This is a genomic window from Pseudoalteromonas sp. T1lg22 (assembly GCF_002964645.1).
Classification (GTDB): Bacteria; Pseudomonadota; Gammaproteobacteria; order Enterobacterales; family Alteromonadaceae; genus Pseudoalteromonas.
Genome location: NZ_PQBY01000027.1, coordinates 15,949 through 32,197, shown reverse-complemented (window position 1 = coordinate 32,197; position 16,249 = coordinate 15,949). Strand labels below are relative to the sequence as shown.

At 49.4% G+C, this 16,249-nt stretch carries 11 protein-coding genes; 4 read left to right on the top strand and 7 right to left on the bottom strand.

Annotation, left to right across the window (positions count from 1 at the left end; all coding sequences use genetic code 11):
* The first annotated feature begins 41 nt into the window (after positions 1 to 41).
* Positions 42 to 1,052: an asparaginase gene (gene ansA, locus C2M24_RS14600; RefSeq protein WP_105215841.1), complete on the top strand. Its 1,011-nt coding sequence runs from the start codon at positions 42 to 44 to the stop codon at positions 1,050 to 1,052.
* 71 nt (positions 1,053 to 1,123) lie between these two features.
* On the opposite strand, the gene gndA is transcribed toward ansA, so the two are convergent.
* A complete protein-coding gene (gndA, locus tag C2M24_RS14595) occupies positions 1,124 to 2,497 on the bottom strand; it encodes an NADP-dependent phosphogluconate dehydrogenase (protein ID WP_105215839.1) in 1,374 nt (457 codons plus the stop codon).
* A 451-nt stretch (positions 2,498 to 2,948) separates the two neighbouring features.
* Here gndA and pyk point away from each other — a divergent pair, with 451 nt between their 5' ends.
* Complete coding sequence (gene pyk / locus C2M24_RS14590; protein ID WP_105199066.1) at positions 2,949 to 4,385, top strand: pyruvate kinase; 1,437 nt, start codon at positions 2,949 to 2,951, stop codon at positions 4,383 to 4,385.
* A gap of 38 nt (positions 4,386 to 4,423) precedes the next feature.
* Complete coding sequence (locus C2M24_RS14585) at positions 4,424 to 5,413, top strand: ATP-dependent 6-phosphofructokinase (RefSeq protein WP_105199067.1); 990 nt, start codon at positions 4,424 to 4,426, stop codon at positions 5,411 to 5,413.
* 27 nt (positions 5,414 to 5,440) lie between these two features.
* Here the strand turns inward: C2M24_RS14585 and C2M24_RS14580 are convergent, their stop codons facing one another.
* The 4 genes from C2M24_RS14580 to ggt all read right to left on the bottom strand — a co-directional run bounded on the left by C2M24_RS14580 (position 5,441) and on the right by ggt (position 11,147).
* Positions 5,441 to 6,268: a LytR/AlgR family response regulator transcription factor gene (locus C2M24_RS14580; protein WP_105199069.1), complete on the bottom strand. Its 828-nt coding sequence runs from the start codon at positions 6,266 to 6,268 to the stop codon at positions 5,441 to 5,443.
* On the bottom strand, positions 6,265 to 7,338 hold the full coding sequence (locus C2M24_RS14575; protein WP_105199070.1) for a sensor histidine kinase: 1,074 nt from the start codon (positions 7,336 to 7,338) through the stop codon (positions 6,265 to 6,267). Before C2M24_RS14575 ends, C2M24_RS14580 begins: the two co-directional genes overlap by 4 nt.
* Before the next feature lie 171 nt (positions 7,339 to 7,509).
* Positions 7,510 to 9,228, bottom strand: a complete 1,719-nt coding sequence (locus C2M24_RS14570; RefSeq protein WP_105199071.1) for an NAD-dependent malic enzyme — start codon at positions 9,226 to 9,228, stop codon at positions 7,510 to 7,512.
* A 155-nt stretch (positions 9,229 to 9,383) separates the two neighbouring features.
* On the bottom strand, positions 9,384 to 11,147 hold the full coding sequence (gene ggt, locus C2M24_RS14565) for a gamma-glutamyltransferase (RefSeq protein WP_105215837.1): 1,764 nt from the start codon (positions 11,145 to 11,147) through the stop codon (positions 9,384 to 9,386).
* A gap of 246 nt (positions 11,148 to 11,393) precedes the next feature.
* Here ggt and rrtA point away from each other — a divergent pair, with 246 nt between their 5' ends.
* Positions 11,394 to 11,975 (top strand): rhombosortase, encoded by a 582-nt coding sequence (rrtA, locus tag C2M24_RS14560; protein WP_105215835.1) that lies wholly within the window; start codon positions 11,394 to 11,396, stop codon positions 11,973 to 11,975.
* Positions 11,976 to 12,212: 237 nt separating this feature from the next.
* Here rrtA and C2M24_RS14555 read toward each other — a convergent pair whose 3' ends face one another.
* The gene (locus tag C2M24_RS14555) at positions 12,213 to 14,699 is read right to left on the bottom strand and encodes a S9 family peptidase (protein ID WP_105215833.1); all 2,487 of its coding nucleotides are present in this window, start codon (positions 14,697 to 14,699) and stop codon (positions 12,213 to 12,215) included.
* A 209-nt stretch (positions 14,700 to 14,908) separates the two neighbouring features.
* A complete protein-coding gene (locus tag C2M24_RS14550; protein WP_233999561.1) occupies positions 14,909 to 16,135 on the bottom strand; it encodes an endonuclease/exonuclease/phosphatase family protein in 1,227 nt (408 codons plus the stop codon).
* Positions 16,136 to 16,249: the final 114 nt, after the last annotated feature.

The following is a 16,249-nucleotide window of genomic DNA, read 5'->3' as shown; positions in this document are numbered from 1 at the left end:
AGCATGTATACTTAGCCCGATAGCATTTATCGGGCTTTTTTATGAAACGTAAACGTATTTATATCGCCTACACCGGCGGTACCATAGGTATGAAGAAATCAAGCCAGGGTTTTATTCCCGCCGCTGGCTACCTGACCGAAACGGTTAAAAACAGTGCTGAATTTAACCGCGATGAAATGCCGCTGTTTGATATCGAAGAATATTGCCCCCTTATCGACTCTTCCGATATGTCACCTGCCCATTGGCAGATGATAGCCGACGATATTCAGGCCAAATACCATGACTATGATGGTTTTGTGGTATTGCACGGCACAGATACCATGGCCTACACGGCCTCGGCGCTGTCGTTTATGTTTGAAAACCTGACCAAACCTGTGATAGTTACTGGCTCGCAAATCCCCTTGTCACAACTGCGCTCTGACGGCCAGGTTAACCTGTTAAACGCCATGTATCTGGCGGCCAATTATCCCATTGCCGAGGTGAGCCTCTTCTTTAACAATCAGCTTTTCCGCGGCAATCGGGCGACCAAGATACATGCCGATGGCTTTAATGCCTTCGACTCCCCTAATATGGCGCCCTTAGCCAAAGCCGGTATTAATATTCGCCTGATTGAAGGCCAGCTCAGCCCCTATATCGACAATGAATTACAGGTCTCTCGCATTACCCCACAAGCCATTGCCGTTTTGCACCTGTACCCTGGGATCAGCGCCGATGTGGTCGGCTCGATAATAAACGACGACATTAAGGCCCTTATCTTGTTGAGTTTTGGCGTCGGTAACGCACCGCAAAACCATGAGTTCTTAGAGCTTTTGGCCAATGCCAACGAACGTGGCATAGTCGTTATCAACCTTACTCAATGCCTGCAAGGGCAAGTAAATATGGGCGGCTATGCCACCGGCAATGCATTGTTGAATGTCGGCGTGATCAGCGGCTTCGATATGACCTTGGAAGCCTGTTTAACCAAGCTGCATTATTTACTTAGCAAGCAGCTCTCGGCGCAAAGCATACGTCACTTAATGCAGGACAATTTGCGCGGCGAGTTAAGCCGTTAACTACCAATTTAAAGCATGAAAAAGCCCCGCAAATGCGGGGCTTTTTTTATATGTGCGTGTAATCTTGGCGATTAACGAACCTTGGCATCAATCTCAACCAAGTCCGTCAGGTGACACACCTCACCGCTGTGGGTCTTAATGCCATGCTCACCAAAGTAGTCACGTTGCGCCTGAACCAAGTGACCATTGCTCGGCGTGCTTAAGGTCGCCAAATAGTTTTGTGTGGCGCTCAGCACCGGGAATGCCAGACCTGTGCTCACCGCGGCACCTGTAATACGACGCAGCGCTTTAACTTGCGTATCCAGAGTATCGATAAACTCTACGCCCTCGGCAATTTGATCCAGATAATCGGCACGGATAATACAACCGGCACGCCAGGTTTGCAGCGTTTTAGCAAGGTCTACCTTCCACTGATGGGCGCGCGATGCACCTTTGATCAGCGCCAGACCCTGGCGGTAACATAACAGGCTCGCCAGATGGAAGGCATTTTTTAGTTCGTCCAAATCGATATCGAGGCGCTCAGTGGCCTTGGCGGCATAGGTCATTTCTTTTGCGGCGTGGGTGTCACCTGTATTAGTAAGGTGACGGGCTTGCACCGCGGCAACCAATGAAGGTACGGCAATGCCCAATTCCAAGGCATTTTGCGCTGTCCACAGGCCGGTGCCCTTGGCGCCAACCTTATTGTCAATTAAATCAACCAGTGCCTTGCCGTCTGTGGTTTCAAGCTTAAGAATATGGCTGGAAATAGCCAGCAGATAACTATTCAGTTCGCCCTCAGACCAGGTATCGAAAATCTCGGCGATTTGCTGTGGTGTTTTACCCGCACCCAAACGAAGTAATTGGTAAATCTCGGCAATTAACTGCATCAACGCATATTCGATGCCGTTATGTACCATTTTTACAAAGTGACCGCTGGCGGATTGGCCCACGCGAGCAAAACAAGACTCGCCATTGTAGCTGGCCGCCACTTTTTCAAATGAAGACTCGATACGCTCCCAGCCACCTTCTGAGCCACTGGCCATCATTGCTGGACCATGACGTGCGCCTTCAGCACCACCGGAAATACCCATGGTAGCGAATTCAAATTTGTTCTGGTATTTGAGCTTACGGGCTATGCCATCTTTATAATTGCTGTTACCGCAGTCGACAATAATATCGTCCTTGCTCACCCCCGCATCAACCAAGTCCTGACATACGCGATCAACCAGTTCACCGGCAGGAACCAATAAAAGGATAGAACGCGGCGCTTCTAAACGGCGCACCATATCATGAAGATCTGAGACTATATGCAAGCGCTCGGCCGTTCCTTGCGTTTTGGCGCAGCTGAGTAACTCTTCACCAGCGTCTGGATTTGTATCATAAGCAACGAGCGTGAGCCCTTTTTCGATTAAGTTCAAAGCAAGATTTTTGCCCATCACTCCCAGACCTACTAATGCTACTTGCATCGAGTTTCCTCCTCGGTATTAACGTGTGACTGGTTTAAAACACCCATGGGTGCAACAACATATTACTGTTAGCGTGAGAGCCTAACTCACTAATGGGATTAATAATTTTTATAGAGCCAGGCTCTAAATCTTTATTATTCTCCACTTAGCGTTTTGGTGCTCTGCACGCGGGTTGATCACCTTAAAAAATTGGGTGTATAACCTGATTACGGCGGGCATTATAGGGAAAACTTGAGACCATTCAATCCCCGCCTTGGAATTATATCAAATTACCCCAATATCATTGCATAAAGGAGTCAGCTCGCGATTATAGCACAATTGACTGCATCTGACACCGGTGTCATACTACCGACACATAAATAGTAAAAAATACGTAAAAAGCGGACTCCGAGCTGTAATTAAGCCAGAGTTTGCTACCCTGCTATTAAGCAAATGCCTACGGGAGACTTTAATGCTTAGACGTACGAAAATCGTGGCCACCCTGGGTCCGGCAACGGACAGAGACAATAATCTAGAAAAAATCATCCGCGCTGGCACTAATGTGGTGCGCTTAAACTTTTCCCACGGTAAAGCCGCCGATCACCAAGAGCGTGCCGATGCAGTACGTGATATCGCCAGCCGCTTAGGCGTACATGTGGCCATTCTGGCCGACTTACAGGGCCCTAAAATTCGCGTTTCCACCTTTAAAGAAGGCAAGGTTACCCTGACTCAGGGCGATAAGTTTATTCTTGATGCGGACTTAGGTCCGGAGCAAGGCGATATTAACGGCGTGGGTATCGACTACAAAGAATTACCCCAAGATGTTAAATCTGACGACCTACTGCTCCTTAACGACGGTCTAATTCAATTGACCGTTGACCATGTTGAAGGCAACAAGGTGCACTGTATCGTTAAGGTCGGTGGTGTGTTGTCAAACAATAAAGGCATCAACCGCTTAGGCGGCGGCTTAACGGCGCCCGCCTTTACCGATAAAGATAAAGAAGATTTGATCACCGCCACTAAAATTGGCGTCGATTACATCGCCGTGTCTTTCCCGCGCTGTGGCGAAGATATGCGCTATGTACGCTCTTTGGCCGAAAAAGCCGGCTCTACAGCCCAGCTATTAGCTAAAATTGAACGTGCCGAAGCGGTGGAAAGCGTTGAAGCCATCGACGATATTATCCTGGCTTCCGATGCGGTCATGGTTGCCCGTGGCGACCTGGGTGTAGAAATTGGCGATGCCGAGCTGGTTGGTAAACAAAAGACCATTATCAATCGTGCCCGCTCCCTAAACCGTGTGGTGATCACCGCCACACAGATGATGGAGTCCATGATAGACAACCCTATGCCGACCCGCGCCGAAGTAATGGATGTGGCCAACGCGGTATTGGACGGCACAGATGCCGTGATGCTATCGGCGGAAACCGCTGCCGGTGATTACCCAGAGCAAACCGTCGCCACCATGGCGCGCGTTTGTTTAGGCGCCGAGTCGCAAAAAGAAACCCATATTTCCAAACACCGCCTCGACAGCATGTTTGCCGACAACGCCGAGACGATTGCCCTGTCCGCCATGTATGCGGCCAACCACCTGGGTACGGTTAAAGCCATTGTCGCGCTGACAGAATCAGGTAACACGGCCAAGCTGATGTCACGTATTTCATCTGGCCTGCCCATCTATTCACTGTCGCGCCATAAACAAACGCTAGGTCAGTCTGCCCTGTATCGCGGCGTCTACCCGGTGCACTTCGATTCCAGCCTGTATGAAAAAGAAGAAATTGCCAGCCAGGCGCTGTCGCGCTTAGTTGAGCTTGGCGACCTGCAGCAAGGTGATACTGTGATACTCACCCATGGTGACATGATGGAAACCGTTGGTGCCACAAATACCTTGAAAATTGTCACCGTTCAATAAATAGTAAGCATAGGTTTAAGCAACAGACGCAATAACTTATGACTAAATTGAAACGCGTCGCAATACTTACATCCGGGGGCGATGCCCCCGGTATGAATGCGGCAATCCGTGCCCTTACCCTGCACGCTCTCTCCCATGACTATCAGGTTGTCGGCTTTTACGCCGGCTATAATGGCCTGATCAACGAAGACTATACCGAACTCAAGGCGTCCGATGTTGCTGACATCATACATCGCGGCGGCACCATTTTAAAATCCGCCCGTTGCCCACAAATGCTCAGTGAAGCCGGGATCCTCCAAGCGGCCAACAGCCTGCGCAAATGCCATATTGATGCCCTGGTAGTGATCGGTGGCGATGGTAGCTTCAAGGGCGCCCAAGCGCTGCAAGCCCATTGGCAAGGGCAGCTTATTGGTATTCCCGGCACCATAGACAATGATATCAATGGCACAGAGGCCACCATTGGCTTTCATACCGCCATAGATACGGCGCTCGATTGCATAGACAAGATTCGCGATACCGCTCAGGCCTTTGAACGCACATTTGTGGTTGAGGTAATGGGCCGTGACTGCGGCATTTTGGCCATGGAAGCGGGCCTGGCCAGTGGCGCCGAGCAGATCATCTGCAAGGAACTTATCGATGATGAGCAGGCCTTTCTTGCCGAGCTAAAGGAAGAAATGGCACAGTCACTGCGCCAGGATAAGCACCCTAGTTATGTGCTGGTTATGGCGGAGCACTCGTTAAGTATCAGCGCTCAACAATTGGCCGAGCAGCTCAGCGAATACACAGGAGTCGATAGTCGCAGCGCTATTTTAGGTTATGTGCAACGAGGTGGAGCGCCGGTTGCCGGGGATCGTATTTTGGCGACTCAGTTAGGGGTCGCTGCGATTGAGCAATTAGCCATGGGCACCAGCGGTGTGATGGTCGGCATAGAAAATAATGCCATCACCACCACCCTCTTTGCCGATACCGCCAATACACAAACCCGTAATAAGGACTTTGTGGCCCGGTTAAAGCAGTATCGACTCTAAACTAAGCCCTAACCAAGCCTTAGCTATTTAGTTAGCCAAGGCTGCCTTGACCTTATCACGGTAGCTACGGCTGACTTTCAGCTCCTGACCGTTAGTTAATACCAGAAGGTATTCACCACTGACCTGAGTCACCAGTTTGCTGATCTGTTTTGAATTGACGATGGCGCTGCGATGGACACGTACAAACAAACTAGGGTCAAGCTCACGCTCCAGCTCTTTCATGGTTTTACGTAAGATATGAGTTTGTCCGTCGCCACAGTGAAGACACATATAATCACCGGCGGCATCCACCCATTGAATGCTATTGGTCGACACACGGATGATCTCACCCTGCTCTTTCACCGCCAATGATTCCGGGTAGCGCTTGGTCTCCAAGCTGTCACCGCTGGCTAATTTCTTAAGAATTTCCTCACAGTTATTACCTGTGATCCCGGCCACAAAACTGGCCAGCTTTTTCTTATGAATATTATCTTGTTGTGTTTTTAAATGTGATTGCACTTTTTCCACCGCCTGTTTTAGTCTGTCGTCATCCACAGGTTTGAGCACATAATCGAGCGCATGTACTTCAAAGGCCTGCACGGCATAGCGATCGAAGGCGGTAACGAACACCACAAGGGGTTGCTGCTCGGTGGGCAAGTGCGCTAGCGCATCCGCCACCTCAAAGCCGTTCATTCCTGGCATCTGAATATCCAAAAACACCAAATCTATCGTTTGCGATTGACACAAGGCCACCGCATCGGCACCTTGAGCACACTGCTCGATGACTTCTACGTTATCGAGTTGCGCCAAACGTACGGCCAAGCCCTTACGTGCTAAGGACTCGTCATCGACGATCAGGGTTTTTATGGTATTCACTCTGTTACTGCCTTCTCAAAAGGGATACGAATATTGACGGTTAAACCAGTCGGCGTATTCCCTGATAATACAAATGAATAATTGTTCTCGTAAAGTGTCTTCAATCTATCCTTGGTATTGGCTATGCCAACGCCACCGGCGTGCAGCAGCTGCCCATCTTTAAGCTCTGTGCCCGGGCCGTTATCACTGACCTCAAGCAACAATTCCTTGGCAAACACCTGAGCCTTCACACTGATTACCCCGCCTTGGGTCATCTGCGCTATGGCATACTTCAACGAGTTTTCAATTAACGGCTGCAAAATAAGGCTCGGCACCAAGGCTTCTCTGGCCTCGTCACTGATATCCATCTGCACAGCCAAGCGGTCGTCGAAGCGTACCCGCTCAATATCTAAATACAGGCTTAGGGCATGTAATTCCTGCTCTAAGGCCACTTTTTTAATGGGGTCTGTGTTAAGCGTATAGCGCAAAAAGTCACTTAATCGCGACACCATCTTGTTGGCATCCTTGTTTTCCTCCACCAAGATCAAGGTCGATATGGCGTTGAGAGTATTAAACAAAAAATGCGGATTAAGCTGATAGCGCAGCATTTTCAATTGCGCTTCATGGGCCATGGTATTGGCCTTCAGTGCCTTTTGTCTTTCGCCCTGTAAGAGCTGGTAGTATTTGATCCCGAAATACAAACCACTCCAACATAAAATGATATAAACCGAATCCAGGCCTTGTTGAAAATAGTAAAACCACTCATCGGGGCGATAACCATGGCGGTAAATTTCCCACAGGTTAAACTTTTGCACCACCGACCACAGGGTTCCTGTGATATAGGACACCCCGAACACCACCAGCACCAAGATCCAGGGTTTGGCATTCCACACCCGGCGGTACAAATAGCGCAGCGGCACCGTCATCAGGCACCCGGCATAGGCATTAAGCAAGATCACAAACACGTAAATATCACGCATTTCAAAGACCTTGGAACCTATGTAGTTAACCAGGGCATAGCCTATCCATCCGGCGATTTGCAGGACCCAGAAAAAACGCTGGCGATTATCGACTAATTGCTGCCAATTCAAAATTCACTTAACTCCTTGCCAACGCCATCAATATCCATGCGCGCTGCATACTTATCTAACATCATTATTAATAAAGCCGGCTCAAAAGGCACTGTATTTGGTCTTATCTAACCCTTCCTTCAACGCAAAAACGCCGCACAGTGGGTGCGGCGTTTACTTATATGACGGTGATTAAATACTCACACGCTTATAGTTGCGATATTCGGGGTGCCAATAATTCTTATCTATGGCCTTAATAATGTCCTCGTCACTGACCTCCAGTGCCTCACCCTGCTCAATCGCTACCTTGGCCACCGCAAAGGCAATACGCTTAGACAAGGCTTCAATTTGAGTCAATGGCGGCAGCAAGCTGCCCATACCTGAGTTGGCCAAGGGCGAACTCGACGCCAGGGTTTCACTGGCGGCCATCAGCATTTCATCGGTAATACGTTTGGCTTTAATGGCAATAACACCCAGACCAATGCCCGGGAAAATATAGCTGTTGTTACACTGTGGAATGTTGTAGTCCTTGCCCTCATGGCTAATGGTCCCGAACGGGCTGCCGGTGGCAATGATGGCCTGGCCATTGGTCCAGTTCACTACATCTTGAGGATGGGCTTCAACCTGCTTTGATGGGTTCGACAGAGGGAAAATAATCGGCTGTGGATTATTTTCTGCCATGGTACGTACAACCTGCTCGGTAAAGAGCCCAGGTTGGCCCGATACGCCGATTAGTATGCCCGGCTCAGCACAGTGCATCACATCGAGCAAGGACGGATAATCGCCGCTGTATTGCCACTGCGCAAGGTTATCCTGAGACTGCATCAGCGCCTGTTGGAAATCACGTAACCCTTCCATGCCTTCGGCCAACAGACCAAAACGGTCTACCATGTAGATTTGACTGCGCGCCTGGGCATCACTGATACCTTCAGACACCATTTGGCTGATAACCTGCTCGGCAATACCACAGCCTGCAGAGCCGGCGCCAACAAACACCACCTTTTGCTCACTCAGCTTAGTGCCTTTCACCCGGCAAGCGGCCAACAAGGTACCCACAGTCACCGCTGCTGTGCCCTGGATATCATCGTTAAAGCTACAGATCTCATCACGGTAGCGTTTCAATAGTGGCATGGCGTTAGGCTGAGCGAAATCTTCAAACTGCAGCATCACACTTGGCCAACGGCGCTTAACCGCTTTAATGAAGAGATCAAGAAACTCGTCGTATTCCTGCTGACCGATACGCTTATGACGCGCCCCCATATACATAGGGTCGTTCAATAATTTCTCATTATTGGTACCCACATCCAGCATCACCGGCAAGGTATAAGCCGGGCTAATGCCACCACAGGCTGTGTACAGAGACAGTTTACCAATGGGAATCCCCATACCGCCAATACCCTGGTCGCCCAGACCCAAAATACGTTCGCCGTCGGTGACCACAATCACCTTCACCTTGCCCTTGGTGGCATTGCGAAGAATGTCGTCGATATTATGTCTGTCTTCATAAGAGATAAATAAACCACGTGAACTGCGGTAAATATCGGAGAACTGCTCACAGGCATCGCCCACGGTTGGCGTATAGATAATGGGCATCATCTCGTCGATATGATCGCGTACCAAACGGTAATACAGGGTCTCGTTATTATCTTGAATGGCGCGCAAGTAGATATGCTTATTAAGATTATCGCTAAAGCTGGAGTATTGTTGATAACAACGCTCCGCCTGCTCTTCGATGGTTTCAAAGCGTGGCGGCAATAAGCCGGCCAGGTTAAAACTCTCACGCTCACGCTGCGTAAACGCACTGCCTTTATTGAGCAAGGGTGTCTCTAACAGAGTGGGGCCGGAATATGGAATATAAAGATAATTTGGATCGCTGATTTGTGTGTGAGGTGCGGATGATTTATCAGTCATGATGCCTACTTAGCGCAGAATACAATTGCCTGATATTATTGCCCGTTGAGGGTAAATTGCAAACCGAAATCGGCTAGATTACGTATTCATCCCCAGTTTTTGGGCTTGTTAGCAATTAACCAACAAGCCCCTGAATTTATATTAACATTGGTGCCCTATTGGCCCAGTGCTATGCCCTCACGCCTGGGATCGGCGCTGCCATAAAGTTTGCCATCAATGACCTCCACAGCATGCAGACCTGAGTTCAGATCGCCAATGCGTACCTCATGACCACGCAGCTCAAATTGTGCTTTCAGCTTGGCTAATTCGGTCCCCTGCTCCAAGGTGGTTACATCGTTGCGATTGGTCAGACGTGGCATATTGATGGCCTGCTGCGCTGTAAGTCCCCAATCAAGCACACCGATAATGCTGTGCGCCACATAATTGATAATGCGACTGCCGCCGGGTGAGCCTATCACCAGGCGCAGTGAGCCATCTTCATTAAACACCATAACAGGTGCCATGGAGCTGCGCGGGCGCTTATTGCCCTCAACGCGGTTTTGCACATATTTACCGTCGCGCTTAGGCGAGAGCGCAAAATCTGTGAGTTGGTTATTCAACAAATAGCCATTCACCATGACGGTCGAGCCAAACGCCATTTCGATAGAGGTGGTCATGGACACCGCATTGCCCTTTGCATCAACGATGGAAATATGGCTGGTATTAGGTAGCTCAAAGGCATCGTCCTCGGCATAACTTACACCCAAAACCGGGTTGCCGTGACGCTGCTTATGGTCATGCTCACCTATTAAGGCCGCACGCTTATCCAAATAAGCACTGTCCATCAAGGCTTGAGTGGGAACCGCCTGAAAATCCGGGTCGGCCATATAAACGTTACGGTCGGCAAAGGCCAATCTCGAAGCCTGGGTAAAGTAATGCAACGCTTCTGGGTCATTAACCGGATATTGACTTAGCTTTTTGTGCTCCAGCAATTTCAGAATTTGCAGGACCGCCATACCGCCACTGCTTGGTGGCGCCATAGAGCATACACGGTAGCTATGGTAGCCAACGCAGATAGGAGCACGCTCTTTGGCTTGATAGCCTTGAATATCCGCTTCGGTTAAAAGACCTGGAGCAATCTCGCTGTGCTGCACTGCATTGGCGATGGCCGTGGCGTTGTCACCCTGATAAAAGGCGGTAACGCCCTGCTCAGCCATCTGCTGATATAGGGCTGCAAGCTCAGGGTTTTTGCGTATCGTGCCCACGGCTAAAGGCTCGCCGCCGGGAAAGAAATAGTCGCTGGCCACCGGCAGCTTTTCAACACCTGGGTTGATGCGACGGGCCAGCAGGTTATGCAGCCGCGGCGATACCTCAAATCCTTGCTCGGCTAAGGCAATGGCGTCGCTAAAGAGTTCTTCCCATGCCAAATTGCCGTACTGGGTGTGGGCATCGGCCAAGGCTTTCATCACCCCGGGCACACCCACGGAGCGACCACCGACGACCGCATCTATCCAGCGCACCGCCTTGCCTTCACTATCGAGAAATAGCTCGGGTGTGGCCGCTTTTGGCGCGGTTTCACGGCCATCAAAGGTAGTTAACTGACGCCCCTGCGCATCATAATGCATAATAAAGGCGCCGCCTCCTATACCCGATGATTGCGGCTCAACCAGGGTTAAAACAAGTTGTACGGCGATGGCTGCGTCTATGGCGCTACCGCCTTTGGCCAATACCGCCTCGCCGGCCTTTACCGCATAAGGGTTCGCGGCGGCAACCATGTATTTACCACCGACAACCTGATGTTTGGCGACAATACTGGTGGTGGCTTCGGGCTCTCTGTCGGCGAGTACCTGTTTGTTGGCACTGGGTTCTTCGGTGGTAACGCAGCCGGTAGTAAGAAAAAGAGTGGCTGCAAGAGTAAGCAGGGGTTTAGAAAAAGTCATAATAGCGCTAGAGTCTGTTTATCTTGTTTGAGATTGGCATCTTAAGGGAAATACCAATTCACTTAAATAGCTAATCATTCTAGCGGGCTAAATATCATGCTCACTGTGTTGGGATTTTTCTATGTAGAATATAAGAAAAAATTCCGCCTTGTGAGCATATCATTTATCCAGCGCTATCTCTGGTCACATACTTAACAGAATTGGTATAAACGGGCACAATACGCAAAAATATTAGATAATCGCCCTATGTTTAAATCCTTGTTTAAAAAGTCGACCCTATTTGCTCCTTTAGCCCTGATCATTCTCTGCATCCTGATCATGGTTTTCAATTTGAATCCCGTGCTGCAGTTTGACCGCGGCGCCATCAATGACGGGCAAGTCTATCGTCTGCTTAGCGGTAACTTCAGCCACAGTAATGGCGCCCATTTATTAATGAATATGGCCGGCGTTGGCGCCCTTTGGCTTCTTCATCATCATTTTTTTACGGTACGTGGCTATTGGCTGGCGGTACTGAGTATTTCAATCGGCTGCACCGGGCTTATTTATCTGTTCGCCGATAATATAGATATTTACGTTGGCCTAAGCGGCACCTTGCATGGCCTATTGGTCTATGGCGCCCTTCGGGATATTTGCAGCGGCGAGAAAACCGGTTACCTGCTGTTATTAGGCGCGTTGATCAAGGTGGCCTATGAGCAATTTATCGGCGCCAGCGCCGACTTAGAAACCCTTATCGCCTCGCGGGTGGCCATTGAAGCCCATTTATTTGGCGTTATAGGCGGTGTGGCGCTGGGGGCATTGCACTGGTTAAGGCATCGCGCTCGCAAGTAAATTAGCTTATCTAGAGAAGAAAATAAAAAGCCCGGGGGGAAACCCGGGCTTTTTTATGCGCTTAACGATAAGCGTTATACCAATTCTGTTAAGTATGTGATCAGAGATAGCGCTGGATAAATGATATGCTAACAAGGCAGATTTTTTCATATGTAGTTATTCTACATAGAAAAAATCTAACGCCGTTAGCATGATATTTAGCCCGCTAGAATGATTAGCTATTTAAGTGAATTGGTATCATAGGTTTTCTTTAAACAGCTTATGAATACGACGGTATTCGTCTAACCAGCTTGAAGGTTGGATAAAGCCGTGCGGCTCCACTGGGAAGATGGCGGTCTCGAAGTTCTCTTTTTCCAGCTCTATAAAGCGCTGAACCAAGCGTACTACGTCCTGGAAGAACACATTGTCATCAACCATGGGGGCGTTGATCAGCAGTGGCTTTTGTAAACCCTCGGCGAAGTAAATCGGCGAGCTGCGTTCATAAGCGATGGGATCAACATCCGGACGGTTTAGAATGTTCGAGGTGTACGGCGCATTGTAATGAGCCCAGTCGCTGACCGGACGCAAGGCGGCACCGGCTTGGAATACTTCCGGCGCGGTGAACAGAGCCATAAAGGTCATAAAGCCGCCGTAAGAGCCGCCATAGGTGCCTACGGCACCGGTATCAACATTGGCATGCTCGGCCATCCAGTTAACACCATCGATCAGATCTTGGGTTTCTGGTGTGCCCATTTGGCGATAAATAGCGGTACGCCAATCACGACCATAACCTTTTGATGCCCGGTAATCCATATCCATTACCACATAACCCTCATCGGCCAGTAAGGAGTGGAACATAAATTCACGGAAATAACCGGACCAACCGAAGTGTGAGTTTTGCAGGTAGCCGGCACCATGGTTAAAGATCACCGCTTTACGGGTCTTACCACTTTCCCCTTCCACGTAGTCGCTTGGGTAATAAACCTTGGCATACACGGGCTGCTCACCATGACTTGAAGGCACGGCAACAATTTTCGGCGCTGTCAGTTTAGTGGCTTTAAATTGCTCGGATACGGTGTGAGTCAGTTGTGTCACTTCAGACTTAGGCGCCGCGTCCATCACAAATAGCTCAGGTGGATTCATAATGGTCGAGTGCGTCAGCAACAACTTGCTCTGATCCGGGCTGAGCACATAATCCGTCATACCGTTAAGGTCGGTCAATGCTTCAAAATCACCACCGGCCAACGGCAAACGGTAGATTTCATAGATACCTGGGTGCTTTATATTGCCCTTAAAGTAAAGGTAAGCGTCATCATTGCTTAGAGTCAGATCGGAAACCTCAAACGCACCACGAGTACGCTGCGTCGCCTTACCATCTAACGCCTTGGTATAGATATGGCTATAACCGGACTGCTCAGATAGGTAATACAAGGTATCGCTGTTATTTAACCAACCGAAGTCGTTAAAGGTGTAGTTTACCCAGGCATCATCGTGCAATCTGTGTTGGTTAACCAGCTTTTTGCCATTGAAATCAACGGTGGCAATCCAGCGGTCTTTGTTATCCCAGGCTTCCAGCATAACAGCGACTTGCGTACCGGCGTTATTCCAGACAATAGCGCTTTGATCCCAGCCCCAGTCCATCATTAGATTGATTTCACGGCGTTTCTTTTCAGATTTGTACTTTTTACCTTCGCGGGCATAGTTTTGTGCTTTCACTTCCGCCAGTACGTCTTCATCCCAACCGGGCAAGGTATTGTAGGTCAGGGTCGACTTCTGCTTGCTATCCAGGTCGATATACACCAGCTCGGTTTCCTGCGGCTTATCATCGGCCACACGGCGACGAGCAGGAACCGCATCAATACCGGCATCATCCGTAATGTAATTAGGCATGATATCGCCTTCACCTCGCCAGCTGCGGGTGTCGGTCAGGGCCACAATCAGCTTAGTGCCATCCGGTGATAACTGGGCATCAACTAGACGCTTGTTCTCACCTAGGTAAATGCTGGCATCCACCAAAGCATCGTTGGCATCAAGCAAGGCCTGTTGGCGCGCGACGGCATCTTTTTTGTTCTTTAACTGCAAGGCGACATAGTCGATTAGCTTATGCTGCTCTTTGGCTATGTAGCTGCTCGGCTCACTCACCTTCACCGGCGTGTCTTCAAGCTTTAGGTTGACCAGCTCGCTGTGCTGACCCGTGCTTAAATCCACCTGCATAAACAGGTTACCGACTCGGTAGACCAAGGAGTTGTCATTTAAAAACTGCGGCTTAGATTCAAATGCCGACGTTTTAGTAATTTGGATCAGGGTGTTGTTAAGAAGATCCTTAACAAAGATATCACCTTCAAACTGATAGGCCTGCAAACGCTGGTCTTTGCTCATAACCGAGGCGTCATCGCCCAAGGTGTGCAGCTCGTTCAGAGGTACCACGGCAGCGCTGTTGCCAAGCGCTTGAACATAATGATCTCTTAGTTCATTGCCCTGCTGCTTCTGTTGATAAATCACCGCGCCAGAGTCGGCGCGCCAAAACGCACCTTCCGGCTGGTTACCCAACCAGTCTGGATGCGCCATGGCCTGCTCTAGGGTGATGGCAATAGAGCCTGGCTTAGCTGGAGTCGATACTTGTTGTTTTTCAATGGTGCTGGGCTCGGCATTAACCGCTGCCACGCTTTGCGGTGCCGTGCTTTGACAGCCCGCAAGGATAAAGCTAGAAGCTATGGTGGCCGCTAGCACTGTTTTATGAAACATAATTATTAGTATTGAAATTGCAGGTGCAAAGATTTAAGCAAAATCTCAGCAATAAAAACAGATGTTTTAGATTAAATAGGCGCTTAACGGGGTGAATAACAACGCAAAAAAAGGTCAGCAAGTCTTGCTGACCAAAACTCTGCGCTAGCAATAAAACAAGCTATGAACCTGTTCCCTATAAATATAGACCATAATTTAAACAAATACGTTTATTCATTTGCGATTATCTGCACATCCATCCAAACCAGACGATGATCCGAAGATAGCTTTCTATCGCGCACTAACTCATAACCTGCTTCACCTTCTGCCGGCCAATACACACCCGAGCCCACTGGCTGCAAACCGAATTTGGACGGCAAAACATAATCGACGCGGGCCTGCCAGCTGGCGGTATAGAATTTTGCAAAAGGCTCGGTGGAGGATTCGGCGCCTCCCTTACTAACAGGTATTAAGCTGCTATCCACCTTGGGATGTTTTAATAGCTGATCAATGGCCTCAGGCCTTGCCTTGGGGCCTTGGGGCGCGGCGTTTAAGTCACCAAGAATCACAAATCGTCCGTCGCCGCTGAGGCCGCCCACTTGCGCCTTATCATCCACAAGGTAACCTGGGGCTGGCGTGGCGATATAGTCCGCGACTAACTTGAGCTCAGCAAAATTACGCAGGCCGTTTCTGTCTTCCGGGCCGTCAAAAACAGGCGGCGTGGGATGCGAGGCAAGAATATGCAGGCGTTCACCGGCAACCTCTAAGGGAATATCCCAAAATGATTTTGAGCTTAAACGCGCCGCCTGCCAGGTTTGTTGATCATAAAAAGGCTGGTCATTAAGCAGGGGCATAGAAGCGCCGCTTTGCGTATACCAAGGCAAATGCTGGAAGGTACGCACCGCATCAGTATCTATGGGAAAACGGCTCAGCAACAGCATGCCGTATTGACCGGGATAAAAACCAAAACCATAGGCATCACCCGCTATGCCAGACTTTTTGCCATTTCCATCAAAGTCATACTCACTGGCAACACCTGTATTGACCGGCGCCGCATAGCTGTATTGATAGCTAATGGCTTGGTAGTCGCCATGGGCCTGAGCAAGAAAATTTTGCTGAAACAGCGCTACATTTTGTTGCCAATCACCAGTGAAATCAAATTCATTAAGTAAAATAACATCCGGGCGTACAGCCTGGATAATGGTGGCGACATTATGAATTTGCGGGTGGCGGCCCTTGGCCAGTAACTGAGGCAGTGGCGACTCGGTTAAGGAGGTAAAACGTTCGTTGTAATTAGAGCCGTCCATACTGACGTTAAAGGTGGCAATACGTATGCTGGGCGCAGATTGCGCGGCATCAGAGTTAAGCCTGGGGGTGGCGCTGGCGCAAGCGCTTGAAGCGCTTACCCCGAGCATAAATACGCCCAGAAGAGAAAAAGCCCGAGATTGTGCTTTCATACTAGATTCCATTAAGCTGACGAAAAATGCTAGTACCAATTCAGGGAAATAGGTACTAGGTCGCAATGGTAGCAGCTAACCTTTTGACTTTGTAATGAAAAGAGATGAAAAAAC